27 protein-coding genes, 1 tRNA gene and 1 pseudogene are annotated in these 25,586 nt (G+C 44.5%); 14 read left to right on the top strand and 15 right to left on the bottom strand.

The features are described from left to right. Window positions 1-19 precede the first annotated feature (19 nt). Window positions 20-397, bottom strand: coding sequence for a Mo-dependent nitrogenase C-terminal domain-containing protein (locus QUB66_RS23130; protein WP_265235205.1), 378 nt, complete (start codon window positions 395-397; stop codon window positions 20-22). Between the two features lie 495 nt (window positions 398-892). On the opposite strand from QUB66_RS23130, the gene QUB66_RS23125 reads away from it, so the two are divergent. After that, window positions 893-1,483, top strand: a complete 591-nt coding sequence (locus QUB66_RS23125; protein ID WP_332969328.1) for a rhomboid family intramembrane serine protease — start codon at window positions 893-895, stop codon at window positions 1,481-1,483. 523 nt (window positions 1,484-2,006) lie between these two features. Here the strand turns inward: QUB66_RS23125 and QUB66_RS23120 are convergent. Further along, on the bottom strand, window positions 2,007-4,940 hold the full coding sequence (locus QUB66_RS23120) for a PAS domain S-box protein (RefSeq protein ID WP_332969326.1): 2,934 nt from the start codon (window positions 4,938-4,940) through the stop codon (window positions 2,007-2,009). Between the two features lie 75 nt (window positions 4,941-5,015). On the opposite strand from QUB66_RS23120, the gene QUB66_RS23115 reads away from it, so the two are divergent. The 3 genes from QUB66_RS23115 to QUB66_RS23105 all read left to right on the top strand — a co-directional run bounded on the left by QUB66_RS23115 (window position 5,016) and on the right by QUB66_RS23105 (window position 6,036). Next, a complete protein-coding gene (locus tag QUB66_RS23115; RefSeq protein WP_332969324.1) occupies window positions 5,016-5,222 on the top strand; it encodes a hypothetical protein in 207 nt (68 codons plus the stop codon). A 14-nt stretch (window positions 5,223-5,236) separates the two neighbouring features. After that, window positions 5,237-5,617 carry a hypothetical protein gene (locus QUB66_RS23110; RefSeq protein ID WP_332969323.1) on the top strand — a complete coding sequence of 127 codons (381 nt, stop codon included), beginning with the start codon at window positions 5,237-5,239 and terminating at the stop codon, window positions 5,615-5,617. 230 nt (window positions 5,618-5,847) lie between these two features. After that, window positions 5,848-6,036, top strand: coding sequence for a DUF2949 domain-containing protein (locus QUB66_RS23105; RefSeq protein ID WP_332969322.1), 189 nt, complete (start codon window positions 5,848-5,850; stop codon window positions 6,034-6,036). Window positions 6,037-6,223: 187 nt separating this feature from the next. Here the strand turns inward: QUB66_RS23105 and QUB66_RS23100 are convergent. The 6 genes from QUB66_RS23100 to QUB66_RS23075 form a co-directional block, all read right to left on the bottom strand. Continuing rightward, window positions 6,224-6,300: transfer RNA gene (locus QUB66_RS23100), tRNA-Met, on the bottom strand. Window positions 6,301-6,528: 228 nt separating this feature from the next. Then, complete coding sequence (locus QUB66_RS23095; RefSeq protein WP_265239643.1) at window positions 6,529-7,482, bottom strand: asparaginase; 954 nt, start codon at window positions 7,480-7,482, stop codon at window positions 6,529-6,531. Between the two features lie 158 nt (window positions 7,483-7,640). After that, entirely contained in the window at window positions 7,641-8,141 is a 501-nt protein-coding gene (locus QUB66_RS23090; RefSeq protein ID WP_265239644.1) for a CGLD27 family protein, read from the bottom strand. 1 nt (window position 8,142) lies between these two features. Next, entirely contained in the window at window positions 8,143-8,568 is a 426-nt protein-coding gene (rsfS, locus tag QUB66_RS23085; protein WP_332969321.1) for a ribosome silencing factor, read from the bottom strand. A 119-nt stretch (window positions 8,569-8,687) separates the two neighbouring features. Further along, the gene (gene yqeK, locus QUB66_RS23080) at window positions 8,688-9,323 is read right to left on the bottom strand and encodes a bis(5'-nucleosyl)-tetraphosphatase (symmetrical) YqeK (RefSeq protein ID WP_332969320.1); all 636 of its coding nucleotides are present in this window, start codon (window positions 9,321-9,323) and stop codon (window positions 8,688-8,690) included. Window positions 9,324-9,368: 45 nt separating this feature from the next. Continuing rightward, window positions 9,369-9,539 carry a hypothetical protein gene (locus tag QUB66_RS23075; RefSeq protein ID WP_265239647.1) on the bottom strand — a complete coding sequence of 57 codons (171 nt, stop codon included), beginning with the start codon at window positions 9,537-9,539 and terminating at the stop codon, window positions 9,369-9,371. A gap of 3 nt (window positions 9,540-9,542) precedes the next feature. Here QUB66_RS23075 and QUB66_RS23070 point away from each other — a divergent pair, with 3 nt between their 5' ends. The 4 genes from QUB66_RS23070 (at window position 9,543) to QUB66_RS23055 (ending at window position 12,278) form a co-directional block, all read left to right on the top strand. Continuing rightward, window positions 9,543-9,818, top strand: a complete 276-nt coding sequence (locus QUB66_RS23070) for a BrnT family toxin (RefSeq protein ID WP_265239648.1) — start codon at window positions 9,543-9,545, stop codon at window positions 9,816-9,818. Further along, a complete protein-coding gene (locus QUB66_RS23065) occupies window positions 9,781-10,056 on the top strand; it encodes a BrnA antitoxin family protein (RefSeq protein ID WP_194009377.1) in 276 nt (91 codons plus the stop codon). The genes QUB66_RS23070 and QUB66_RS23065 overlap by 38 nt, the downstream gene beginning before the upstream one ends. Before the next feature lie 92 nt (window positions 10,057-10,148). Then, on the top strand, window positions 10,149-11,387 hold the full coding sequence (locus QUB66_RS23060; RefSeq protein ID WP_332969318.1) for a Na+/H+ antiporter NhaC family protein: 1,239 nt from the start codon (window positions 10,149-10,151) through the stop codon (window positions 11,385-11,387). Next, on the top strand, window positions 11,388-12,278 hold the full coding sequence (locus QUB66_RS23055) for a DMT family transporter (protein ID WP_332969316.1): 891 nt from the start codon (window positions 11,388-11,390) through the stop codon (window positions 12,276-12,278). Window positions 12,279-12,331: 53 nt separating this feature from the next. Here QUB66_RS23055 and QUB66_RS23050 read toward each other — a convergent pair whose 3' ends face one another. The 5 genes from QUB66_RS23050 to QUB66_RS23030 form a co-directional block, all read right to left on the bottom strand. Further along, window positions 12,332-13,081 (bottom strand): Uma2 family endonuclease, encoded by a 750-nt coding sequence (locus QUB66_RS23050; RefSeq protein WP_332969315.1) that lies wholly within the window; start codon window positions 13,079-13,081, stop codon window positions 12,332-12,334. A 138-nt stretch (window positions 13,082-13,219) separates the two neighbouring features. Further along, entirely contained in the window at window positions 13,220-14,488 is a 1,269-nt protein-coding gene (locus QUB66_RS23045) for a WcaI family glycosyltransferase (RefSeq protein WP_265239652.1), read from the bottom strand. Window positions 14,489-14,651: 163 nt separating this feature from the next. Continuing rightward, a complete protein-coding gene (locus QUB66_RS23040; RefSeq protein ID WP_265239653.1) occupies window positions 14,652-15,086 on the bottom strand; it encodes an ATP-binding protein in 435 nt (144 codons plus the stop codon). Window positions 15,087-15,631: 545 nt separating this feature from the next. After that, window positions 15,632-16,630 carry a sugar transferase gene (locus QUB66_RS23035; protein ID WP_265239654.1) on the bottom strand — a complete coding sequence of 333 codons (999 nt, stop codon included), beginning with the start codon at window positions 16,628-16,630 and terminating at the stop codon, window positions 15,632-15,634. Window positions 16,631-16,853: 223 nt separating this feature from the next. Continuing rightward, window positions 16,854-17,522, bottom strand: coding sequence for a DUF3318 domain-containing protein (locus QUB66_RS23030; protein WP_265239655.1), 669 nt, complete (start codon window positions 17,520-17,522; stop codon window positions 16,854-16,856). A gap of 62 nt (window positions 17,523-17,584) precedes the next feature. Between QUB66_RS23030 and QUB66_RS23025 the strand changes: the two genes are divergently transcribed. Further along, window positions 17,585-17,758 (top strand): hypothetical protein, encoded by a 174-nt coding sequence (locus QUB66_RS23025; RefSeq protein ID WP_265239656.1) that lies wholly within the window; start codon window positions 17,585-17,587, stop codon window positions 17,756-17,758. A gap of 78 nt (window positions 17,759-17,836) precedes the next feature. Here the strand turns inward: QUB66_RS23025 and QUB66_RS23020 are convergent, their stop codons facing one another. Next, window positions 17,837-17,992 carry a hypothetical protein gene (locus QUB66_RS23020; protein WP_265239657.1) on the bottom strand — a complete coding sequence of 52 codons (156 nt, stop codon included), beginning with the start codon at window positions 17,990-17,992 and terminating at the stop codon, window positions 17,837-17,839. 163 nt (window positions 17,993-18,155) lie between these two features. After that, window positions 18,156-18,658: pseudogene (locus QUB66_RS23015) on the bottom strand (glycosyltransferase family 2 protein). A 68-nt stretch (window positions 18,659-18,726) separates the two neighbouring features. Between QUB66_RS23015 and QUB66_RS23010 the strand changes: the two are divergent. The 5 genes from QUB66_RS23010 to QUB66_RS22990 all read left to right on the top strand — a co-directional run. Beyond that, window positions 18,727-18,936 (top strand): hypothetical protein, encoded by a 210-nt coding sequence (locus QUB66_RS23010; RefSeq protein WP_332969312.1) that lies wholly within the window; start codon window positions 18,727-18,729, stop codon window positions 18,934-18,936. A 124-nt stretch (window positions 18,937-19,060) separates the two neighbouring features. Beyond that, window positions 19,061-19,942: a polysaccharide deacetylase family protein gene (locus QUB66_RS23005; protein WP_332971279.1), complete on the top strand. Its 882-nt coding sequence runs from the start codon at window positions 19,061-19,063 to the stop codon at window positions 19,940-19,942. Window positions 19,943-19,978: 36 nt separating this feature from the next. Continuing rightward, window positions 19,979-21,466 carry a DUF5009 domain-containing protein gene (locus tag QUB66_RS23000; protein ID WP_332969310.1) on the top strand — a complete coding sequence of 496 codons (1,488 nt, stop codon included), beginning with the start codon at window positions 19,979-19,981 and terminating at the stop codon, window positions 21,464-21,466. 750 nt (window positions 21,467-22,216) lie between these two features. Then, window positions 22,217-25,018, top strand: a complete 2,802-nt coding sequence (locus tag QUB66_RS22995) for an ATP-binding protein (RefSeq protein ID WP_332969309.1) — start codon at window positions 22,217-22,219, stop codon at window positions 25,016-25,018. 150 nt (window positions 25,019-25,168) lie between these two features. After that, window positions 25,169-25,586, top strand: a 418-nt coding sequence (locus QUB66_RS22990) for a helix-turn-helix domain-containing protein (protein WP_332971278.1), incomplete at its 3' end; no start/stop codon positions are given.

Genomic DNA, 25,586 nt, shown 5'->3' with positions numbered 1-25,586 from the left:
AAATTAAAATTTTGGAGAATTAACAATAGGGAGTTACATCCACGCCGCAGTCGTCAGCCAAATAACACAAAGCCCGAAAGCGAATCCCAACTACTTGCTCGTAAAGCGGATTTAACTTACACAACGGCGGAATGGAAAATAAAGTGCGATCGCCAAATTTGACTTCCCGCTCAAACGGACACTGCGATGGAATATATTTACACAACAACCGAGCCAATTTTTGACTCTTAATTTCCGTGTTCTCGATCCACTCTTTCAGCGGATGTAATAAATCAAAGCGCGGCTTTTTACTGTAAGGCTGAGAAATTGTAGCGACAGTAACAGTAATTTCTTCTTTACCATGCCATACCCAAATTGGCAGAATTCTCTGGGGTAATTTTTGCTCAAATACGTTCATTTTGCTCTTCTCCTCTTTTAGAACGAGCTGCCAAGAACTCTTTGTAGAGCTTGTACTGGATTTTGTCTACAATAAGTACCTACAGCAGCTCGTTTTGCTTTACCGGATGAAAGTTCTTCAATTAATGACTAGAACCGAGACAAGTAGTTCCTGAGTTTTTTTAGAGACAGTGTGCGATCGCCAAAATGTCCTCACTGCCAGCTCAAGCATTTACCTATGGGGTAAAAACCTGCCTTATACGTTCTAACTTCAACCTTTGCTTAACTCTCCTAGTGCAGTTCTTTGATCATTGTGACGCATTAAGGTGAATTATTCCATACGTGAAAATGCGGAATTTCAAATCAAAGTTATAATAGTTTCAAATAATATCGACTCCAAAAAACCTGAAAGCTAGTGCCAAGTGTCGCTTCGCGCGCGCGGCGTGGCTATCCCGATCGTGAATCGGCAAACAACTCCTACAATTATAAATAATCGGTTTCACCGCCCTCAAAACCCATGAGCAACCCACAAAGCAAAAGCATCACCCGCGAATTGCAAACCCACGCCGGCATTCTCGGCGGCTTCGTCTCCCTCCTGTGGGCGATCGAAATTGTCGATGTATTCATATTCCGAGGCGCACTAAATTCCTACGGAGTCCGCCCCCGCAGCATCCAAGGACTTGAAGGCATCCTCTTCATGCCTTTTCTGCACGGCAGTTTTGCTCACTTAGCAGCCAATACCCTCCCGTTTGTGACATTTGGTTGGTTAATCATGCTGCGAGAAACTAGGGACTTTTTCATCGTGAGTGCCGTTACTGTACTCATCAGCGGATTGGGAGTTTGGCTGACAGGCGCGCCCAATTCCGTGCACATTGGTGCCAGCGGATTAATCTTTGGTTACTTCGGATTTTTGCTACTGCGGGGCTATTTTGAACGCAGCTTTACGTCTATTATGATATCTTTAATTGTCGGTTTCTTCTACGGCAGTTTAATTTGGGGAGTTTTGCCCTCGCAGCCTGGAGTTTCCTGGCAAGCACATTTCTTTGGCTTTGCAGGCGGGATATTAGCAGCTCAAATGTTGGGGCGAAAAAAACGGCAAATTAACTAAAATAAGACTTATGCTGCATTGTATCATCACCTTGGTTTCTTGCCCATAAATTACAACAGTATTTGTAGGGTGTGTCGCTATAAAAAATCCTTAAATTAAATCGACAATTTCATGGCGACGCACCTTATACCATTTACAAAAAAGCTTGCTAAAACCAAAATGTTGGGCGGAGTGAAACGAAGGGTTGTTTCTTCAGCCCGTGATGGAACAGGTGCGTTAATACGGTTCACTTAACGCTTTTTTGTCCGAAGAAAACGTCCGCGCGCGGCAATCGCAGTATATTTTTTCACATAGTTTTATAGACTGAACAGTCTTAAGTCAACTGTATTGACAGGTGCGTCGCTATCAGATTGTCGCTGTTTCTTGAGGATTGTCGAGGGCGACGACGCACCCTACAAATACTATATGCGATCGTGTGAGCATCTGTAGATACAAATGGCGGTTGAAACCGCGTTTACAAAAAACAAGAGTCCTCTCCTAGCCAGGGTGTAAAGAAAACAACGTAATTTTAGCCGCTCATTCTTCAACCCGCGTCGGCGGGTTTTGTCTGTATAGACGCGGTTGAAACCGCCGTCTTATCTAATAATTCAACTTGGGCAGGCAAGCATACGGTGAAAATCGATCCGTAATTTAACTGGCTTTGAACCTGCATATCGCCGCTCATCATCAAGCAAAAATGACGGCTAATAGTCAATCCCAAACCCGTGCCGCCGTACTTGCGCGTAGTCGAAGCGTCGCCCTGCATAAAAGCTTGAAACAAATGCTGCATTTTTTCGGGCGGAATCCCAATGCCCGTATCAGCAACGCGAAAAATTATTAAGTCGGAAGGTTCTGCTATTTCTTGAGTTGTTAAGCTGTCATGTTTAACTCTTTCAACGGACAGCGTAATAGTGCCGCCTTGCGTAAATTTGGCTGCATTGCTCAGCAGGTTGAGCAAGATTTGACGAGTTTTGGTAATGTCAGCATACATCATTCCCAACTCGCTAGCACAATTCACTTTAAACTGATTATTATTTTTCTCTACCAAGGGTTCTACTGTCGAAACTACCTCCTCAATTAAAGTAACTGGGTTGAAAGTTTCTAGGTAAAGTTCCATACGCCCTGCTTCAATCTTAGAAATATCTAAAATATCGCTAATTAAAGACAGCAAGTGTTTGCCGGCAGTTTGAATTTTTTGCAAATCTGGGATAATATCTTCGTGGCCTAAATCTTCAGCATCTTCTTTGAGCATATCGCTGTAGCCGATAATTGCGTTGAGGGGAGTACGCAATTCGTGGCTCATATTGGCTAAAAAAGCGCTTTTGGCTTGGCTTGCAGCTTGAGCGGTTTGAGCAACTTTCTGGAATTCTTCTGCTAATTTGCGCTGGGTAATGTCTTCTGCAATACCGACAATACGGTAAATTTCTCCAGTTTCATTGCGGACTGGAAAAGCCCGATCGCGCACCCAGCAAACTGAACCGTCCGATCGCACTACCCGATACTCCTCATCATAATCGGCCTGCGCGTGTTTTTCAAAAGCAGTCTTGACGCGATCGCGATCGTCCGGGTGAATAGCATCCCAAAAAGCCTCCGGTTCTGACAGCAAACTCTGATAGCTCAAATGCCATATTTTCTGGCAAGCTGGACTCACATAAATTATTTGCTGTTGATTGGGTTCTCTAATCCAAAATACCTCATGAATATTTTCTGCCAACTGGCGAAACCGCTCCTCGCTCGCCCGCAACTGCTCCACAGCACTGTGAAACTCGGTTATGTCCTGAATCAGCGATGCCACCCCGATGATCGTGCCGTCAGCATCAACCAAAGTAGTATTGTACCACTCGCAAAGAATAATTTGCCCGTCCTTTCTGATATTCTCGTTAATGCTACTAACTCCTCCTTGATTAGTGAGCAAAGTTATAGATAGTTGCCTGACATACTCCTTCGCACTGTCAGGAACTATTAGATCGACTCCGTGGCATCCCATTGCTTCCAAGCGGTTGTATCCAAAAATTCTTTCGGCTGATAAATTCCAGTCGGCAACTTCAAAATTTAGATTCCATTCGATCGCCCCCAAAGGAGTTTGATAGAGGTGGAGAGCGAGTTTTTGCTGAGATTTTTCCAGAGAGCCAATTAATTTAGTTTTATCAGCAATCGCAGCTTCCACGCGATCTTCGAGAGTAGTAAACGACTCTTCCAATTGACCGGCCATCGTATTAAAAGAGCGGGCCAGGACACCCACCTCATCTTCCCGCTCTACAGACACCATCAAGCATGGATCTAGCGTCATCGAGTCCCATTCTCCCCGCGACAGAGCCTCCGCAGCCTTGCTCAGACGCTGAATCGGAATCGCAATCCACCTCGAAGTCAGAAACCCTAGAACCGTCGCCACCACCAAAGCACCGAAACACAGCCACATTGTGTAGCGAGTGTTGGCATTAATTTTTTCCATAAAATCGGCTTCGGGAACCGCCACCACAATCAACCAGTCGAGGCCCCTGCTGTCTGAAAATGGTGTCACCTGTAGAAATTGGCGTTCTCCGTCGATCGCAAAATCTAGCTGGTAAGTGCCGTCAATCTTGCTCAAATCCCCGAAGCGCTGTGTCAAATAGCGGGCTGTCGATCGAATTAGAACATTCTGGCTGCTCGATGCAGCAATCCGTTTCGCAACGCCGTTGCTCACAATAAATGGCGGTTCTGGAGTAGAATTTGCCACCAATTGTCCAGACCTTTCTATAATAAAAGTTTTACCAGACTTACCAATTTTGAGAGTTTCCAAGAATTGATTGATTTGGGAAAGTAGCAAATCCGAACCCACAACTCCAATCAATTCTCCTCGGTTGCCGTAAACTGGTTGTGCAGCCGTAATCGCCAGTTTTGGAGTATCAAAATAACTATAAATTTTACTCCAGGTAGGTTTGCCAGCCCGCACCGGAGCCTGGTACCAAGGTCGGAGGCGGGGGTCGAAATTAGGAATAGTTTTTAATAGTTTGGTTGCTTCCCCGAACTCGGACGGCACGTAGCTGTAAAAATTATAGCCAGTAGATTGATTAGAAATCCGAACTTGCAACTGGCCGTTGTCGAGGCGTTCAACTCCCGTAAAAGTTTTTTGTTCTGAACCAAATTGAATGTAGCTAATTTTATCAAAGATTTTGATTTGCTTGGAGAAGTAACTGCGTAAACTAGCGGAATCCTGCACGTTCAAAATGCCTAGATTGATGGCATTGAGATTGAGTTGATTGATTTGGTGCGGCGTTTCGATATAACTATGAATGTGTTGCTCGATACGCGATGTGACTTCCGCCCGCAGTTGCGCGGCAACATCGTTGACGGCCCGGCGCCCGTTGCGTAGCGACAGCCACCCCGTCAGCCCTACCGCAGCGAAAGTCTGGAGGGCAAAAGGCACCACCAGGACGATGCGAATTGGCACTTTACCCGACATTTTGAAAATCCGGTCTGTCAGAGATCTGATTGGCATGATCGAGCAGAAATATTACGAATCTACAACATTTCAGTAGAGTACAACCTGATTAGCGCAGATTTTGAAGTTGAGATGGTTTTAGTAGGCAATCTGCTGTTAAGAGCTTATAATCTGCCGCTGGTAATTGAATTTTTAACGGCTGCCACCGCCATCTTAGCGCGATCGCGAGCTTTGGGAGGGCGATCGCGCTTTTGGAGCTATTTTTCCATTAGCGTTGTCAATTCCACACAGCTTGTGGAGTTGAAACTACATATAATAAACATAGTAGGATGCAGCTAGCGGAGGCATGGATTATGAACGCAGTTATGGCTAATTTTGGCACTGTTCTCGGACTGAGCTCAATTTTTATCGGTTTCACCCCGGCGGTTCTCGCCCAACAAAGAATGCAATCAGGGCCCCAAAATTCGGAAACGACTTTATCTGGGGATTCTCTGAGAACTGTGGAGGACAGAACCGTGGACTCGGACTACCAAAACTTGATTGGTGAATCACAAACGGGGGCTAATTCTGCTAGGAGGGAGCGCAGCTTGGCTGATACATTTCGCCTCAAAGTTGGCCCGGAATTGGAATTTATCACTACTCCTTCCGACGCCCAGCGTCTAGGAAATCCCTTACCTCTCAAACCCAACGACAGCGGCACAGGAGGGGGAGTTCAGCTTCAGCTAGGACTCTAGCAATTTTCAATGAATTGATTTGAAGCGATCGATCGCCCGATCCTATTTTTGAGGCTGGGATCTCTTGTGACTGCGATCGCCTTTTTTTATGAGTTTTATCACAAGTTGCGTGCGCTTTCCATCACACCACATAGCCGATTATCAACAGAAAATTAGGACTATTAAACTTCAAATTCAGTCAAATCGGCTACATATTTTTACAAAATCGCATAAAACAGGCGGTGAAGGTGATGGGAAAGGCTCAACTGATCGATTATTTGCGAGGGGAATTGGCGCTATCGAATTCTGCGATCGCTGTTGCTCTGAGACACGGCGAAGAAGATGCCAGCCAACTGCCGATGGTTCTGTGGCAGTATGGGTTAGTCACGCTGGAACAGTTAGACTTGATCTTTGATTGGCTGCAAACTCAGCCGGCTTAGCAATTTAAAATGCAAAGTTCACAAACAGGGATATCGAATTGCCGATTTTTGAGAAATAAAGCTTGCACAAACGGGCGTAGAAAAGTATGGGGTTGAGTGTTGAGGTTGAGGGTCTGTTTTATGGCTCCAGACGCCATAAAACAAACCCCAGCAACTTTTCGGTTGCCGGGGCTTGTCTGATTAAATTTGGTGGCGGGAAGTGGATTTGAACCACTGACCTTCGGGTTATGAGCCCGACGAGCTACCAGGCTGCTCTATCCCGCGTCGCTTTGTCTACTCTCTAATATAAACACATCTTTCGGAAAATTGCAACCCCTAAATCAAAAAAACTTTTGAGATTGTGGGAGGGGTTGCTGAAATCGGCTCAGAGTATCGATCGAAGAGGAAGAGAGGGAGAGGGGGAGAGAGGGAGAGGGGGAGAGGGGGAGAGAGGGGGAGGGGGAGAGGATTGTTGGTCGGTTATCTAGATATACAATTTGAATGCAGAACAACTTAAAGCATCGAAACTTCCCCCACTACCTCCAAGCGCTTAAATTCGCTGAGAGTCAGGTAAGTGTCAGAAAGAGTTTCGGCGATCGTCGGAGTAATCCAGCCCAACTGCTTGAGCAAATGAATCGCCACAGCAAATTGAGCGCGCTTGCCACCATCCGTTATCTTAATCGCCAAACCCATGCCTTCGCCAACCCGGCCAATGCATTGCACGCCTTCGGCGCCGGACTTGCTCACCAATTCGCCTTGAGTCAAGCGCATCAGTTCCGTGTCAAATTTGCCCTCACCGGCAACCATCATCGGGTGGTGAGTCATAGCCCGCACAATCCGCTCCATATCCACATTGTCGCCGGAGGCCAACTTAGCGTACAAAGACGCCATTTGTCCCAACTGCAATAGATAGGTAGGAGCGCCGCAGTCGTCGCGAGCGCTGATAAACTCTTCGGCAGGCATTGACAGCAAGTCAGCCACCTTGCCCAAAATAAGCTGCTGGACGGGATGTTTACGGCGCAAATAAGTTTCCATCGGCCAGTGCATTTGCTGACAGACAGCCAGCATTCCGGCGTGTTTGCCGGAACAGTTGTATTGCAGGGGGCTTTTTTTGCCTTCAGGAATGGGGCATTGAAGTTTAGATGGGTCTATGTCGCAGCGCCACAGGACGTTAAACACCTGCCGCGATTGCTCGATCGTACCTTGATGAGAACTGCAAATAATCGCTAAATCTCGATCGGTCAATTCGTAGCGTTCCAAAGTGCCGCTCGCCGTCACAGCCAAAGCTTGAAAAGGCTTGAGAGAAGAACGGATAAATGTCGCCGTTTCCGAGTTACCGGCAACGGACAGAACGCGCCCGCGCTTGTCGCAGACAGCGGCTTGGGCGCGGTGCCTAGATTCCACAATACCTTCGCGCAGCAGTGTGACTTCCAGTTCGGGAGCTTGGGTTCGTTTTCCCCTTGTCATATCAATTTTAGATTTTAGATTTTAGATTTTAGACTGGGGATCGTGAAAGTTTTGAGTTGCCAGTTGTAATTTGTGAGTTGCGGGTTGCTTCGTTAATGTTTTGGCGATCGTTTCTCACTCAAAACTCAAAACTCAAAACTCCCCTGTTCCGTTCCCGATTACAAACAATTCCAAATTAGTCCCCCGGCAACCAGCAATACAGTCAAACCATAAAATGTCTGCCGCAAACGCCTAAGAATTGGTTCTAGTTCGTAGTTGACTATCAATTGGTCTTGAGCTAAAACTTCGGGAGTTTTCGGCCAAGCTTGACAATCGTACCAGCCAGACTCTTCGTAGACGACTGTGGGATTGTCCAGGCGCGATCGCACGTAGAACCAACCCAAGTAAAGTCGCAGCAAAGCTAATCCTAGAATAAAACCGGCACCAGCAGCACCGCACAGCAAAAACTGAACTGGATACTTGCCTGGAGCAAAGCTGGCTGCTGCGAGTGGCCCGGATATCAAGCAACTCCAACCGCATACCCAAGCCAGTTTTGCCAGATATGCGGGCCAATCGAGAGTTACCCAGCTAAAAAACCAGGATTCTGTAAGTTCTTGGTATTCATTAACTGGGCGCTGTTCTTGGGGAACAGGACAAATAGAAACAGAAGCGTTTTTCACATTAGCGTTCCTCTGCGACTGAAAAATCAAGGCGATCGGCGTGTCCCCAGAACGCTTCTAAATTGTAGAATTCGCGCTCTTGAGGTTTAAAGATGTGGATAATCGCGTCGCCGTAGTCCATGACGACCCAACTGGCGTCTGATAGCCCTTGTGTACGCAGCGGCAACCGTCCCCATTCTTCTTCTATTTGGTCGGCGATGGCTTGGGAGATGGCTCGTACTTGGACGTTGGAAAATCCGGTGACGATCGCAAAGTAGTCTGCCAGATAGCATACTTCTGACACTTGGAGCAATACAATCTCAACTGCTTTGCGGTCATCGGCAGCTTGGGCAGCGGTCAAGATCAGGCCGCGGGCTTCGTCTGAGGGGGTGTTGTCTGTTTCTGTAGACTGAGTTCTGGAATATTCGAGTTGGGTTAGATCTGACATTAAGTGTTTAAGTTCCTAATTGAGACAGTAAAGGGGAATCGGTTTTTTGCGGTTTGAGACTGGAAATAGGAGTTGGTGGAAGCCAGAAGTAAGTACAGGATTGCTGGTAAATTTTACTTTTAACTGGTGATTTGTTCGATCGACTTCCCTGTCGAATTTCCTGTTTCCGGCGATCGGCGAGCCATTTGCAGCGCCCAATTGCGCGTAAGTACGGTGCGCGGGTGAATGTAGCAGCGAGTTTCTAGCAAATATTTAAGAGAATAATCGCTAGTTTGCCACACGGCTGCATAAAGATTTTGCATACTTGCTTCGCGCAGTGATTTTAGTTCGGCTGTGTTGCCGCGGCTGGGCTCTATAGAGTCTGCGACAAATACGGCACAACTGAGTTGGCTCATGTTTTGTCTGCCGAGGGTGTGATTGGCGATCGCGTCCAAAATTTCTCGATCGACCACCCCAAATTCGTCTCTAGCGACGATCGCGCCCGCGTCTGCGTGCAGCAAATGCGGGTGTGCTTCTAACACTGAGTCTAACTCTAAACCTTCCTTCTGGGCCATTTCCAGCAGCAGTTGGGGTTTGAAGTATTTTGCCAAATCGTGCAGCAAACCTGCCGATCGAGCTTTTGCTTCGTCGAGGCCGTAATGGCGAGCCAAGTCACCTGCTGTTTGTTCGACTCCGAGGATGTGTGTGATGCGGGCGGCAGGAACGCGGTGTGAGAGCCAAGCTAGGACGTTTTCGCGCGTAGGTGCAAGTGTCAAATATTAACTCCCAAATTGTAGGATCTACTATTTTAGCGTTTTGTTTTAATAGAGTGCGGTGTCGGGTAGTAGCGGTGTTGGGATATCTGGGATGATTGGGGTGAAGTGGGCGAAGGGGGCGAAGGGGGCGATCGGCTTTACCTGAACAATCCAAATATCTGTTAAAGTAAGTGGCTGTAACGACAAATTGTAGTTACAATATCTAGTGACAATCAAGGTATGGAATTTGAGTGGGATGAGACGAAACGTCTTACCAACCTTAGCAAACATGGAATTGACTTTATCGACGTTCCATTAGTTTTTGATGGAGAAATCGTAACAGTTGAGGATGAACGATTCAGTTATGGAGAGCAAAGGTTTGTGACTTTTGGTTTGTTGCAAGGGCGAGTAGTCGCTATCGTCCATACAGAACGAGAGGAATGTACCCGCATTATTTCTGCTAGAAAAGCAACTAAATATGAACAACGAATTTACTTCGAGCAAATCTCAAACTGACTGGCAACGCCTAGATGCCATGACTGATGAAGATATTGATTTCTCTGATTGCCCTGAAATTACGCCTGAAATGTTTGCTAAAGCCGTAGTTGGGCGAGGCTTGCCCAACCCTAAGACTAAAGCTCAAGTTACCTTACGCATTGACAGTGATGTTTTGGAGTGGTTTAAATCTCAAGGTCGTGGTTATCAAACCCAGATCAACACCTTACTGAGAGAATACATGAAAGCCCATCAATAATGGACTTGATATTATTTCTAATTATTTCATTTGTTTTACTTTTAGTTAGTGCCATAAAAGGTTATTTTGTACTTTATCCGTTGCTAGCTTCTATGGCAATTTTTATTGCCATTTTGTTGAGAAGAGGATTTCATATAAACAGCTTAATCAAAATGGCTGTGGCTGGAAGTCAAAAATCTTTTTCAGTAATCGGTATTTTACTGTTAATCGGGGCAGTCATGGCCGTCTGGATGGCTGCGGGGACGGTTCCGGTTCTCGTATATTGGGGAATTAAATTAATTAGCCCTCAGTATTTTATATTTTGGGCGTTTATCTTAACTAGCATGGTTTCTGTGCTGCTGGGAACTTCCTTTGGCACTGTGAGTACGATCGGCATTGCTTTAACGATCGCAGCCAAAGGCAGCGGTGTCAATCCCAATATAATTGCCGGGGCAATTGTTGCCGGAGCTTATTTTGGCGATCGGTGTTCTCCGATGTCTTCTAGCGCTAATTTGATTGCCGCCATTACCCGCACAGACATTTATACGAACCTCAAAAATATGGCGGTAACAGCTTTTTATCCGCTGATTGTTTCCAGCATCTTGTATTTAATTTTATCCTTAGCAAATCCCGTAGAAGTTGCTGGCAATAACCTGGCTTTTGAACTTGGCAAAGCTTTCAATCTCAACTCGATCGCTTTGCTGCCAGCCTTGACAATTTTAATTCTTTGTGTTTTGCGAGTGGAAGTCAAAATTGCTATGGCTGTTAGTCTAATGGCCGGAAGCGCGATCGCCATTTTCCTCCAAGGTTATTCGCCGCTGGACATTATGCAATTCGCGATCGCCGGATTTAAGTTAGAACCAACTTCTAGTTTAAAAGATATTGTGGCGGGAGGAGGGATTTTGTCGATGGCCAAAGTTTCAATAATTGTGATTGTATCAACAGCATTTGCCGGCCTTTTTGCGGGAACTAAAACGCTAGAATTTATTGAATTGTATCTAAACAAAGCTCGAACGAGAGGCGATTTATTTTGTGGAACGACAATCATAGGAATGTTAGCGGCTGCATTTGGCTGCACCCAAACAATCGCCATCCTTCTGACTCATCAGTTAGTTGAGGAAAAATACCGAAAAGAGGGATTAGATAATTATCAACTTGCTGTAGATTTGGAAAACACCGCTGTTGTGATTTCTCCATTAATTCCTTGGAATATCGCCGGATTAGTGCCTGCAACCATCTTGAGTGTCAATTCAGATTTTATTCCTTATGCCTTTTATTTATATCTAATTCCCATCTTTAACTTAATTCAAATGAAACTGACAAAATTACCTCAAAAAAATCAACCCAAATAAATGAACAATAAAATGTCAATGGGTTATTCTTTGGCAGTAGTGGCGACGGTTATTTGGGCTGGCAACTTCATCGTTGCTAGAGCTTTAAATCAGGATATTTTGCCAGTGGGTTTAGCTTTTTGGCGATGGACGATTGCTGTGGCAACTTTGGCTCCATTTACTGTGCGGGCGGCAGTTGCTGACTGGAAATTGATTAAAAAATATCTCCCTTACTTGACTGTATCGGCGCTTTCCGGCGTGACTACTTTTAATACTCTAATCTACGTTGCAGGCCACACAACTTTAGCCGTGAATATGGCGTTAATTGCGACTTCTTCCCCAGTTTTTATTGTACTTATGTCTCGTATATTTTACGGAGAAACTATCTCGTTAACGCGCGCAGTCGGTATTGCGATCGCAGTCAGCGGTGTTGTACTGTTAATCGCGGGAGGTTCGTTAGAGAGGCTGCTGAGTATTTCGTTTGCGATCGGCGATTTGTATATGCTGTTGGCATCTATCATCTTTGCTGGCTACACGATGCTGGTAAAGCGCAAGCCGCCCAACCTGCGGATGACAACTTTCACTTTATCCACTTTTAGCTTGGGGCTGTTGTTTTTATCGCCCTTCTATGCGCTGGAATGTTGGATTTATCACCCTGTAGTGTTCAATCCTTCGATCGCCCTGGCGTTACTTTATGTCGGGGTTCTGTCATCGGTGGTGGCGTTTATGGCATGGAATCAGGCGATCGCCCTCATTGGCCCGAACCGCACAGCCTTAATCTATTACCTGATTCCAGTGTTTAGCGGTATTGCTGCGTGGCTGTTTCTCGGTGAAGCGATTTCGTTGGTGCATATTTTTAGTACATTGGCGATCGTCTGTGGCATTATTATTACTAACCGCACTGACTCATAAAATATTGGCGATCGGAAATGGGCGGAATTTAAAAATTTCCGTCAAGATTCCCCTCACAACTCCGGTTCAATTCCAGCCGATCGCAATTGAGCCCGCAACTGCTCTAATTCTTGTTCAGCGCGATCGGCCCTTTCAGCCCCCGCCAACAGCAAATTCCCTTCACTATCCCACCAGCGCAACCAAGGTAACTCCATATTTTGATACCTTCCCTGCCAAATTCCCAATTCAACACCCAACGGTTCAATCGGATAATGGCCGCGTTCATTTGCAGCAACCAATCGATAGCTATTTTCCATCAGAGCATAAACTTCAACACTCGCCTTACTTACCTCATAAATAGCATAAAATCCCGCATGAATCACATTTTCATAAATCCAGAATTTACCAGGCTTAGTTTCCTGTTGACCAGTTCGCAATAAAGGCGTTCTGTCCCGTTCTTCGGCACCATTTCCCGATACAAACTCTAACACAATCAACGGTGAAATCAATTCTTGCCACATCACATAAGAACGGCGCGATTCACCATCAAGCGTTGGCGGCACATTGGGCACATAAAACCAGTCCGGTGCTTCCGCGCCCCGTTCTAACGGCTCAGTTAATCGCCAATAAATGCCGCTATCTTGACCGATACAGTAGTTACCATCGGGATGAATTCTTTCGAGAATGGGAGTAATGGAATCCGTTAACAGAATGCTTTGGGGATGTTCTTGAAAATTTTTCACAAAAGTACCGTCCGATTCTGGTAGCTGAGTGTGATCTGGCCAGCCTGTAGGATTGTTTTCTACATCAAGGGTAAATTTCATAGTATTATTTTAATCCCAAAGATTGTTTGAAACCAGCCTTATTTCTTTGAGTGCTGTTCCCGGCTGGGTTGTAGAAGTAAGGGTTCTCGCGACAGCACTACAAAAGCCAAACAGATGTTCACTAACCCAATTATCTGATCACTTTGGCAGCGGTGCCAAGACTTTCTCAGCATGACTCGCCGCCACCGCCGCAAATAAAGCCTCATAATGATTCAAAGCTTCCTCAAATCCGTAATTCTCCACAGCATAATTTCTACCTTGCTCGCCCAACGCATTCACCCGATCGCGATTTAAGAACAAATCCTCCACAGCATCAGCCAAAGCCTGCGGGTCTTCCGGCGCTATTACAACCCCGCCACCGCTTTGCTGGACTGCTTTGTGGGCTGTACCAGTTTCAGGAACCGACGCCAAAATTGCCCGGCCGCTGGCGAGAAGTAATTGAATTTTTGAAGGCATATTGAAGTTAGTAACGCGGCGCTTTTGTACAACTAAACTAACATCCGCAGCAGCTAACAATTCGGGCAATTTTTCTCGCGGTTCAAAGGGCAGTAACATTACATTGGTAGCTTTGTAAGTTTCGCAATCTTTTTGCAAGCGCGCGAGTGCTGTTGATTCTCCCACAATTACAAAAGCGATTTCGGGTATGTGTTTTAAACGAGCCGCTGCTTGGACAACTGTTTGCAAGCCTTGAGTGAGGGCAATATTTCCAGCATAAAGAACGACAAATTTACCCTTGAGTTTGTGAGTTTCTCGAAAGGAGTTATTTTCTTTGGGTAAGGGGCGAATGAAATTAACATCGACCCAATTCGGAACGCAAACTATTTTTTCCGGGGGTACTCCCTGAGAGTGCAATTTTTTGATAAAACCGCTGTCGATGACGCTGACTTGGCTGGCTGTGCTGTAGGCGAATTTTTCTAAGGCGTCAGCAATCTTAATTAGCAGTCCGTTTTTTTTCACCAAGCCGACGCGCACCGCTGCTTCTGAGACGATATCTTGAACGTTAAGGACGATCGGGATATCGCGACTCCAGCCGTAAAAGGCGACTGGGACGCAAATCGGTAAAGGTGGCATTGTCGAGAAAATCACGTCGGGGCGCCAGCCTCTGAAGGCTTGGACGGCGCTGGAGACGACAAAACTACCGTCTAGCAGGAGCCGGTCTAGCAGGCTGGGGTGAGGGCCGTTGACGCGCAGGTAGCTGCGCTGAATTGTGACGCCGTTCTGTTCTTCGGTGAGGTAGAATTTGCCCCGATATTGCGGATAAATCCGGCGCTGGGGATAGTTGGGCATTCCTGTGACGACTCGGACTTGGTGGCCGCGCTTGACTAGGCCTTGCGCTAGTTCTGTCATTAGGGGGGCAATGCCGATCGGCTCTGGATAGTAGTTATAGGAATAAATTAGAATACGCATAATATTTAGTTTGAAGCAAATTGTCCTGCCACCGCTAACTCCAGCCTACACCCGTTGAATTGCAGAGGATGTAATTGGGTTCCCGGTAGCATAACAGGGGGCGGCGCTCAGACCCCTTGCCGGAGCGACAGAAGCTGCCCTGGAGCGGGCAGATCTGGCGCTATCACGTAAGGTTTTTGCGCATTACCAGGCAGTTGCGATCGTCGGTACGGATATAGCAAAGCTTGTCTGTGAGCTTGTACATAAACACCAGTCCCCTTTCTCCTTCTCTGTCCAACGGATCGCGCTGCTCTTGGATGATCGAGTCCAGTTTTGCTTTCAGGTTGAAGGGTTGACCCCTGTCCCAAATCCTAATTTCTAAGTCATCGGCAAACACTTTTACCTCAAGGTCGATCGGCGTCTCGGACGGCAAGTTCTGGTGAGCATGGCGGACAGCATTTGTAAACCCTTCGTTAACAATCAGGCTGCACTGCCACCACAAGTCGTGTGGTATCAGCGGCAGAACAATATTCTCCAACCATTCCGAAACTTGTGTCAGAGCCTTTAGGTCTGTTTTAACCTGAAGGTGGAACTCGGCAATTGGTTGCTCGTCTTTCATTTTTCTTCTCCCTGGTCGCCCCCCACCACCGCTGTACTCAGCGCAGGTTGGAGAGGAAAAGGAGGGCAAGGTCTTGGCAACATATTAGTTAAGTCAAGCTTGAATTGAAGAAGCCCGTTTTGCCTCAAGGTGAGCATTCCTTTCGCACCATTTACTCGCACAGAAAATGAGAGACTTCCGATACTGTAACCTGCCTCGGTAGGGCGTTTGAATAGGAAAAATTCCCTACCGAGGCAGCTTGCGATGAGTGATTTGAGCTTCGACCGTGTTAGCAGTCGATACTTTTGTCAACACACCTGAGTTCTTGTCATCCTCGAAAACCCTGCTGGCGTGATTCGAGTACGATCTCGAACTCGCAAATTGCTAATTAATACTCCGATCGCAGAGCTGGCAACTAGCTGCACATTTTCTGTGTGAATTTTAACACTTAATGCTAACGTAAGTATCGCGAACGATCGCCTGCTTAATTTACGTATCAAGTTCGAGTTCCGGCTGTCCAGAAAGCAACAGCACCTAAAATTTCAGCGGTGGGTTGTTGACCGCTCTTACATAGCGCCACTATTTTTGTTAAACAGCACAGTTATGGTTTTAACAATTAGTTTCAGGTCATACATCAGACTCCACTCTTGTTGGTATTTTAAATCTAAACGGATGACATCTTCAAAATCGCGCACTTTAGAGCGACCGTTGACTTGCCATTCACCCGTCATCCCAGGTTTGACATCCAAACGCTGCCACTGAGGTACTTCATAGCGGTCAACTTCGTCTGGAGTCGGGGGTCTGGTGCCGACTAGACTCATTTCGCCTTTGAGTACGTTCCAAAATTGTGGTAGTTCATCAAGACTGGTTTTTCTCAAGATGCGCCCGACTTTGGTAATCCGGGGGTCATTGTCATTTTTGAAAAATGCGCCGGAGGCTTGGTTTTTGATTTGGGATTTCATAGCTTCGGCGTTGGTACACATCGAGCGAAACTTCCAAATCTGAAATCTTCTGCCCATCCAACCACAGCGGGTTTGCGCAAAAAATATCGGGCCCGGATCGTTAATTGTGATAGCTGCGACTATCGGTATGAACAATATTCCTGTAATTATCAAACCAACGATTGCCCCAACGATGTCGATGAGTCGTTTTACCCACGATTGCACCGAGGGGTGCGTCATCGGTAGGTGATTGTCAGAGGAGTTGGTCTCTGTGGGAGTTGAGGTTGCAGAAGGTTGCTCGATCGTCAGCACTTGATCTAGGCTGGTGAGAGCAAATACTGCCATCACTTGTGGCTTGAGGCTCCGAAGCACCAAGTCACTACCGCGCTGTTTGGCAAATTTCAGATTGCTGACTAAAGCACCGATCCCGCTACTGTCAATAAATGTCGTCTGACTGAAGTCTATGACTATTTTGCTGGGAACGGTGCTTCCAAAGAAAAGTTGCTGGCAGGTTGTCTTGAAGTTTACGGCTTCAAGTACGCTCAAGCGCACGGGTATGTGAACGGAGGGAATCTCGTCCAAGTACGTAACCCGAAAATCTGCCTCTGGGGTTTGGCTGACCATGAAGTCCTAGTTTCAAATTTCAAGCTGATGTCTTTAGCCTATTCTGTCCTAGCAAATCCACTATTATTGTTATTAGAAGGCTAGCTTTATGTAAACTTTACAATAATACCCGAAAATTCTGTTGCCAAGGCTAACTACCGTAGTCAACAGTCAACTGTTAACAGAAAAGTCAACAGTTAACGGTTAACTGGAAAATCTTTGTAGCCAGCGTCGGGGAAGAAGATCAAGAATTGTAGACGTTTTCTGACTGCGAGGTTTCGCGGGTGATGGGTTTGACTTTGGCTTTGGCTTTCGCTGCGTTGCGTTTCAGGGCCTGGAGACGAGCTTCGTATTTAGCCCGTTGAGTTTTTTTGGAAGTTTGCTCGATTAAGGTTTTTAAGGCGCTGCCGAGGCTTTTGTAGGCGTTTGGGAGAGTGTAGCCGAAGCGGGTGGCTAGGGCGAGGGCTTTTTCGTCGGCGTCTACTGCTTCTTTTAAACTTTTGTCTCCGTTGTTTTTTTGGTAAAGCCTCCAGCCGGAGACGCCGCACAAAGATACGGCCAACAGCAGCAGCAAGCCGTCTTGCACCCAAAGTTCGCCGACGGCGCCGCCTAAACCTATGGCGAGGGCTGCCATTTCCCAACCGTCTCTGGGGATGGTGTCGTTTTGGATGCGGGCGACTTCGTGCCAAAATAGGAGGTTGCGCTGATCCATTGCTAGCTGTTCCCAGCGGATCAGGTCTATTTGGATTTCTACCTGGTCTTTGCCTATTTCTTCGCTGCGGATCAGGGTGGGATTAACTTCTATTGTTTTTTCTACTGTTACCCAACTTTGGAGTTCTGGGGGCAGTATATTTTTCAAGCGCCGGATCTCACTCATCTCGGCTCTTGCTGTAGAGGTTGCATAGGATGTCATAGCTCCGGCCTATTGATTTTCTAAAGGTTAATATTGTGTGTATTTCTGGAGTATAGCAAACCTTGAATCCAAATATAGCGGAGCTACGGGGGTCGATCGACCTTTTGGCAATTTTACTGGATTTTACTCGCGTTGTGGGCGATCGCGTTGTGGGCGATCGATCGATTCCTTCCGACTATTTCATCATTTGTTCTAAAGTATGCTTGGATTTTTGTAAATCTTCTAGGCAAAATTGAGAGTTGCAAAAGCCGTGGGAGGCTATTTCGTGGTGTTTTGAGACTTCTCTGATTGTATCTCGGTTGTGGAGTGCAAAGTTAGCTGTGACAAAAAATGTGGCTGTAAATATCTAATCTGTCGAGAAGTGCCATAATCTTTGACAATCCTCCGCTAGAAATTTCAAATTTTATTTCGTCTGGCAGGGGTTGACCGTATTCTTCAGGGATGTCAAATTCTTCTAGGTCAAAGCTCAACAAGATTGATTGATTTATAGTAGCCTGCGCGGTCGTTGTATCTAATTTTAAACAAGCAGGTCAACATTTTTAGGGAATTTTTAAGTATATTGACTTGAGAAATTTTGTAGAGGTGTTGCTGGGAAACTCTGGCGGTAATTTCACCAATTGTATATCTTTTTTTTTATATAAAAAAGTAGTTCAGTATCAAATAAAAACCCGGTAACTGTTTGTCTTTTAAATATTTCTTGGGCTGGTATTTTTTAAACCCTTTGAATCCGGCTTGCATATCTCTATAGGATAGATTCAGGATTAATCTGGAAATTAAGTTAAATATTTTGTCGGCTATTTTTATGAGTAAGGTAAGATTTCGGAAGTTTTCTAAATCGAGATTTCTGCAACCAATTACGACATCAAATTTTTCTAATCTTTCTACTAAGCGTTCGAGGTGTTCGAGGGAGTAAGCTAAGTCGCCATCCATGAAGCAAATGCAGTCGGCCTCTGCATATTCGCTGCCTTTTTTACGGCATATCCTTTGCCTTGACGGTTGCTATAGGAAATTAGTTTGATGTGATGTGCGGGGAAAGCTTTGAGTTTGTTTTCGATAATTTCCAGTGTATTGTCGGTCGAGCCGTTATGAACAATGATAAAATTGTAAGCGTGATTTTGTTGAGAAAATTCTAAAATTCTGTCAAAGGTTTGCTCTAGGCAATTTGCTTCGTTGTAAACAGGCAGAATTACTGCGATTTTGATCCTTGTTGTTCGATCGCGCTTTCGCAGAAATATGCTACCACCTCGGAGGGGAAATCACAAGTCAAGAAAATCACCTAGAAAAAATTCGGGAAAAAAATAAGCAGTGTCAACTTTCGACTGGGTTGCAGGAAAAGTGCGATCGCCATAAATTGTATCATGCTAGACTTGACCTAGCTCATCTTTATGGAAGGTACGGGCGATCGACAATCTAGACACTCCCAACACCTGAGTCCGAAAAACCCTCATACTACCGCCTGAACTATATACCTCATGAGGTTGTAATTGTCAATGATAAATTATTTAGTTAACAAATGGCCGGAGTATTTTAAACCCGGTATGACGCCCCGAAAAAAACGGATTATTAGATTTTTATTAGCATTCTTCCTAGCTTTCATCACGTATCAAGTAATCCTAGAAATCATCACAGTAGAAATTCCGATTTTCGGCTTTCACGATATAGTTGACCTTCGGAATCTTCAGGAAGTACCGCCGCAGCGCAGAGACTTTCCCGGCGACTACAGCCAGCAAAATTTGGAACCTTTTTTAGAAGACTTAGTTAGCCATAACTATTGGTTTTTGTCAACCCAAGAGCTTTACGAATATTTCATCGCCAATCCCAAAAAGCCGGTGCCGAGTGAAAATCGCGGACGCAAAAAAGTTATGATTGCCTTTGACGATGGCAACAAAAGCATTTATACGCATTTACTGCCGATTTTAGAAAGACTCGAAAAAAAATACGGCAAAAAAACTCAAGTAGTTGTATTTATCAACTCCGGCTTCTTGGGCCACCAAGATTCACTCATAAAAAAGGTAACTTGTCAAGACTTAAGAGACGGAATGCAAAAAGGATTTTATGATATTCAATCCCACGGACTGAATCACGAAAATCTCACAAAAATTTCTCTGAAAGCATTAGACCGAGAATTATCTCAAGACCAAATTAGATTGAGGAAATGCACCCAAGATTTAGACCCAAATCAAATAGTTGCGTCTCACATAGCCTACCCCTTTGGCGCCGTCAACAAACAAGTTGACAAATATGTTGCTAAATACTACAAATCAGGATACTTGTATGACAGTTTGAAATTAAAACTGCGGTTTTTTCCACCCAATAAATACCGGATTTCGAGACTAACAGTCAACAAAAAACACTCCGCAGAAAGACTCAGCAGCCTAGCTTCAGGAAGCTGGCTACACAAACTAATTGGTAAAAAATAAGTTATACAGCTTTTACAGTTATTCAATGAAGAATTGGTGAGTGCATTGGAACACACAACATCGAAATCAAAAAATAGCATCAAAAACCAAAAACCGTTAGCAATTGCTGCCGTTTCCCAACGCGCCGACGCGCTGGATGCGCTGCGTGGAATCGCAGTTTTAGCAATGGTTTTATCAGGTACAATAGCCCGCAAAACCTTACCAGCGTGGATGTATCACGCCCAACTCCCACCACCAGACCATATTTTCAATAACAAACTAGCAGGATTAACCTGGGTTGACTTAGTTTTCCCCTTCTTTTTGTTTGCAATGGGCGCCGCGATACCGCTAGCTTTGTCGCGCCGCATCGCCAAGGGATGGGATACAAAAAAAATAATTTTCTCTATTTTGCAAAGAGGCTTTTTCTTAGCGTCATTTGCGATATTTCTCCAGCATATTCGCCCGACTGTAATTAGCCCGGAGGAAGCCAGTAGATTAAAGTGGTGGCTTGGATTGTGCGGATTTTTAATATTATTTTTGATGTATGTTCGCTGGCCCCAAAAGTGGTCTGCGTGGGTGCGCAGGGCGTTAACCCTTGCTGCTTGGAGTGCCGGAATAGTCTTCATATCTCACATCAAATATCCCAACGGTATAGGATTTTCAGTTAACCGCAGCGATATCATCTTGATGGTACTTGCAAATGTGGCAGTTTTCGGTTCGATAATTTGGCTGTTTACTCGTTCAAATGTGTGGCTGCGAGTGGGATTTTTGGGCTTGCTGTTAGCGGCGCGACTGTCTTCTCCGGCTGACGGTTGGGTTAAGTTAGTTTGGTTGTCATCTCCTGCAACTTGGCTGTTTCAATTTGATTATTTAAAGTATTTGTTTGTGGTGATTCCCGGTACGATTGCGGGAGATTTGTTTGGTAGGTGGATAGAGTATCGTTCGCCGGAAGAGTCGAGTTATGCTAGCTGGAAGAGTTGGCGCTATTTCAGCATTATGGTTTTGATGTTTGCTGTCAATTTAGTTTTGTTAATTGGACTGCAAGCTAGATGGGTGTGGCAGACTTCATTAGTGACGGTGGTGTTGTGTTTGTGCGGTTTATTTTTGTTGAAAAAACCCGAAAACGTCACCGAAATTTTATTGAACCAGCTTTACAAATGGGGTTTTTATTGGTTGATTTTGGGTTTGCTGTTTGAGCCTTATGAAGGAGGAATTAAGAAAGATTCAGCGACGATGAGTTACTTTTTTGTAACGACTGGAATGGCGATTTTTCTGTTGATTGGGTTGACGATAATTATCGATGTATTTCAAAAAAGATGGTTTTTGCAGTTGTTTATTGATAACGGGGTGAATCCGATGATTGGTTATGCGGGATTTGCGAATATTATCTGGCCGATTCTGGTTTTAACTAAATGGGAACCGGTGATTGTTGAGATGACTTCAAGCAATCCGTTTATGGGGTTTTTGAGGGGTTTTGGATATACGGCGATTTTGGCGTTAATTGTGATAGTATTTACCAGGTTGAAACTATTTTTGAGGACGTGAATTGTGAAGTTGAGTTCGACTGTTGGGGCGGGGCGGGTTTACCAGCACTTCCGGCTGCTATGAGGTACGCAGATAGTATCAAAAGTTAGGACAGGAAAGGGATACGAGTAAAACTGTGCTTCATAATAGCCGGAAGTGCTGTAAGTGAACCGTATTGTGTTACAGTCACGAATAAAATGCCAAAGAGCTGCCTATATGATTGGACAGTTTTTTAGACAATGAATTTGTTTCAATGTTTAAAGAGATGATCGATCATGACGATCCGGATATCTATCTCTGGGATCTTCTCGTGTGGTATGAGAAAGAGGCTCTCGGTTGAGGATTTTGGCAAAGCACCTGCATTGACAAAGAGGACATGATGAAAGTCTCAGAAACCCGGTTTCTTCATAAATTTATAGTGACTCAAAACTCGTAGAAACCGGGTTTCTAGCTACCTATCCGTGGCCTCAGAAACCGGGTTTCTTCCTAAATTTATCGTGACTCGTCCCAAAACTCGTAGAAACCGGGTTTCTAGCTACCTATCGCGTGGCCTCAGAAACCGGGTTTCTTCCTAAATTTATCGTGACTCGTCCCAAAACTCCTAGAAACCGGGTTTCTAGCTACATATCCGTGGGCCATGAAACTGTCGCCACCTATTGCAGTTCCAGAGACCCAACAATCCCACACTACTCTAGCGTATCCCATAACCCACCAAAGCCCTTGCTATAATTGAATACTGCTGATTTTTTTTAGGCAGCAGTAATTCTCAACATGATTTCACTGCCAGATATCACAATTATCAACCAAATCTACGAAAGTGCTAATTCCCTGATATACAGAGGCATCCTCAATAAAAATCAGCAACCTTTAATTGTGAAACTCCTCAAAGAAGATTATCCCACCCCTGCCGAACTCTCCCGTTATCAACAGGGATACGAAATCACTCGCCGTCTCAATTTAGAGGAAACGATTAAAGCCTACGAAATGCGGCAATACCAGAACACACAAGTCATGTTGTTAGAGGATTTTGGAGGAGAGTCCTTAAAAATCCTGCGCGAGAGTCGTCCCTTTACTTTACCAGACTTTCTCCACATTGCCATCCAAATTGCAGATGCGTTAGGCAAAGTTCATCAAAACAATGTCATTCACAAAGATCTCAATCCATCTAATATTGTCTTAAATCCTCAAACCGGACAATTAAAAATCATTGACTTTGGCTTATCTACCCTTCTACCCCAAGAGAATACCAGCCTCAAAAGTCCCAATGTTCTAGAAGGGACATTGGCTTATATGTCTCCCGAACAAACAGGCAGGATGAATCGCTCGCTGGACTATCGCACAGATTTTTATGCTCTTGGTGTCACCTTCTACGAATTGCTGACCAAGCAACTCCCTTTTGAATCACTTGATGCACTTGAGTTAGTCCATTGCCATATTGCCAAACAACCGATACCTCCTCATGAAGTCAATCCAGAAATTCCTGTGAGCGTTTCAGAACTTGTCATGAAATTAATGGCAAAAACGGCGGAACAAACATATAATAGTGCTTGGGGAATCAAGGCAGATTTAGAAAATTGTCTTGCTCAATATACAAACGGTGCAATCCAAAGGTTTACCTTGGGATGCCAAGATATTTCTCATCAATTACAAATTTCTCAAAAACTGTACGGGAGAGAACCGCAGATTGAGTCCTTATTAACTGCCTTTGAGCGAGTAGGCGCGGGTGTAGCACATAACCTTAGTAACCCAACGATAACTCAGGAACAAAACCCGCCCGTACAAAGACAAACTGAACTCATGCTAATTTCTGGATACTCTGGCATCGGGAAATCAGCTTTAGCCCAGGAACTGTATAAGCTTATTACTCAAAAACGCGGATACTTTATTGCAGGCAAATTTGACCAGCTTCACCGCGATATTCCCTATCAGGCATTGGTTGCTGCCTTCCAAGAATTAATTCGGCAATTGCTCACCGAAACTGCACCTCACTTACAACAGTGGCGAGAGAAAATTCGACGTGCATTAGGAGACAACGGTCAAATTATTATTGATGTCATTCCCGAAGTTGAACTGATTATTGGCCAACAGCATCCCGTCCCCGAATTACCTCCAACAGAAGCACAAATTCGGTTTAATTTAGTTTTCCAAAAGTTGCTCCAAGTCTTTTGTCAAAAAGAGCATCCCCTCGTCCTATTTCTAAACGACCTTCAATGGACAGACAGCGCCACGCTGCAATTGCTCCAGCTTATAATGACCAATACTAATACTCAATATCTGTTTTTGATTGGAGCTTATCGAGATAACGAAGTCAGTGCAACTCATCCTGTCATGTTGACTTTATCGGAGATAAAAAAGCAGGGAGTAGTAGTTAATAATATCTCCCTTTTACCCTTAAATTTAAACCAGGTTAATGAATTCATTGCGGATACGCTGAAGAGTCAGTGCGTCCATACCCAAAGATTAGCTGAGTTGGTTTGGGGAAAAACACAGGGTAATCCCTTTTTTGTCAAAGAATTTCTCAAGTCACTTTATACAGAGCAATTCCTGAAATTTGATAGAGAGGCTAGAGCTTGGTCTTGGGATTTAGAACAGATTCAAACTAGAAATATCACTGATAATGTTGTTGAATTGATGACCGGAAAAATTCAAACCTTATCACAATCAGCACAAAAGAAAATACGGTTAGCGGCTTGTATTGGCAACCAATTTGATTTGGCAACACTTTCAATCATTAATGAAACTTCTCAAAAACAAACGGCTAATAAATTATGGGATGCCATTGAAGCGGGATTGATCTTACCCGTCGGTGATGACTACAAGTTTATTCAAACAGACCGAGAAGAGCATGAATTAAAAATTACTTATAAATTTGCTCATAACCGCATTCAGCAAGCGGCCTATTCCCTAATTCCTCCAGACGAGAAGCAAGCCGTTCACTGGAAAGTCGGACAACTTTTGTTGAAAAATACGCCACCACAGGTACTCCAACAAAAGATTTTTGATATTGTCAATCAACTCAACTTCGGTATTGCAGCAATAGACGTTCAGTTAGAAAGAGATAAACTCGCTCAATTAAATCTTATTGCTGCCAAAAAAGCGAAGGCATCAGCCGCCTGGGAACCCGCATGGAATTACTTAAGAATTGCTAGGGATTGCCTCAGTGCAGATAGCTGGCTTCGTCAGTATGAGTTAACCTTGGCACTCTATGTAGAAGCAGCCGAGGTAGCTAGTTCGCGAGGCAACTTTGAGGAAATGGAGAAATTGGCTTCCCTTGTGCTGCAACAAGCTACTTCGTTGCTTGACAAAGTGAAAGTCTATGAAGTCAAAATCCAAGCCTATACAGCACAAAATAAACCTCTGGAAGCCATCCAAACGGCATTTTCCATATTGAAGCTGTTGGGAATTAATTTTCCCAAAAACCCGAATAAATTAGATATTTTACTTGAACTGGTGAGGACAAAGTTAATCTTGGTAGGAAAACGCATCGAGGACTTGATCGACCTACCAGCAATGATTGACCATGATAAGCTAGCAACTATAGCAATCCTAAATCATTTTCTACACTTATTATGATATAATTATATGCAATAATTAATTGTGACGATAAAAATGAATAACTTACAACTGCCACAGAAAGATATGGAAAAAGAAAGAGTGGCTTTATAATCTTTCATTAAAAGCGATCGAACTGTAAGAGAAATAAAACGAGCAATAGCTGTAAGGATGGCTATCGAAGGTAAGTTTTACCATGAAATTAGCAAATTTTTAGGTGTAAGTAAATTTTTTATTGGTTATTGGAAAAAACAATTTAAAACCAAAGGTGTCGCAGGGATTAAATTAGCAAATAAAGGGTCCAAAGGATATCTAACATCTCTACAAAAAACTGAAATAATCGAATGGCTAAAGAACAAAGAATATTGGGATTTCGATGAGCTTGTTACTTATTTAGAGAGAGAATTTGGTGTCAGCTATAAATCAAAACAGAGCTACTATGAACTTTTATCTCTGGCGAAGATTACCTGGAAAAAAACTCAGAAAATTAATCCCAAATCTGATACCGAACGGGTCAAAAAAAAGAGGGAAGAAATTAACAATATTTTAACCAAAAACAAGGCTGGCATAGAATCTGGGGAAATAATAG

Source organism: Microcoleus sp. A2-C3 (assembly GCF_036706065.1).
Classification (GTDB): domain Bacteria; phylum Cyanobacteriota; class Cyanobacteriia; order Cyanobacteriales; family Microcoleaceae; genus Microcoleus.
This window is presented reverse-complemented; position numbering and strand designations above follow the sequence as displayed.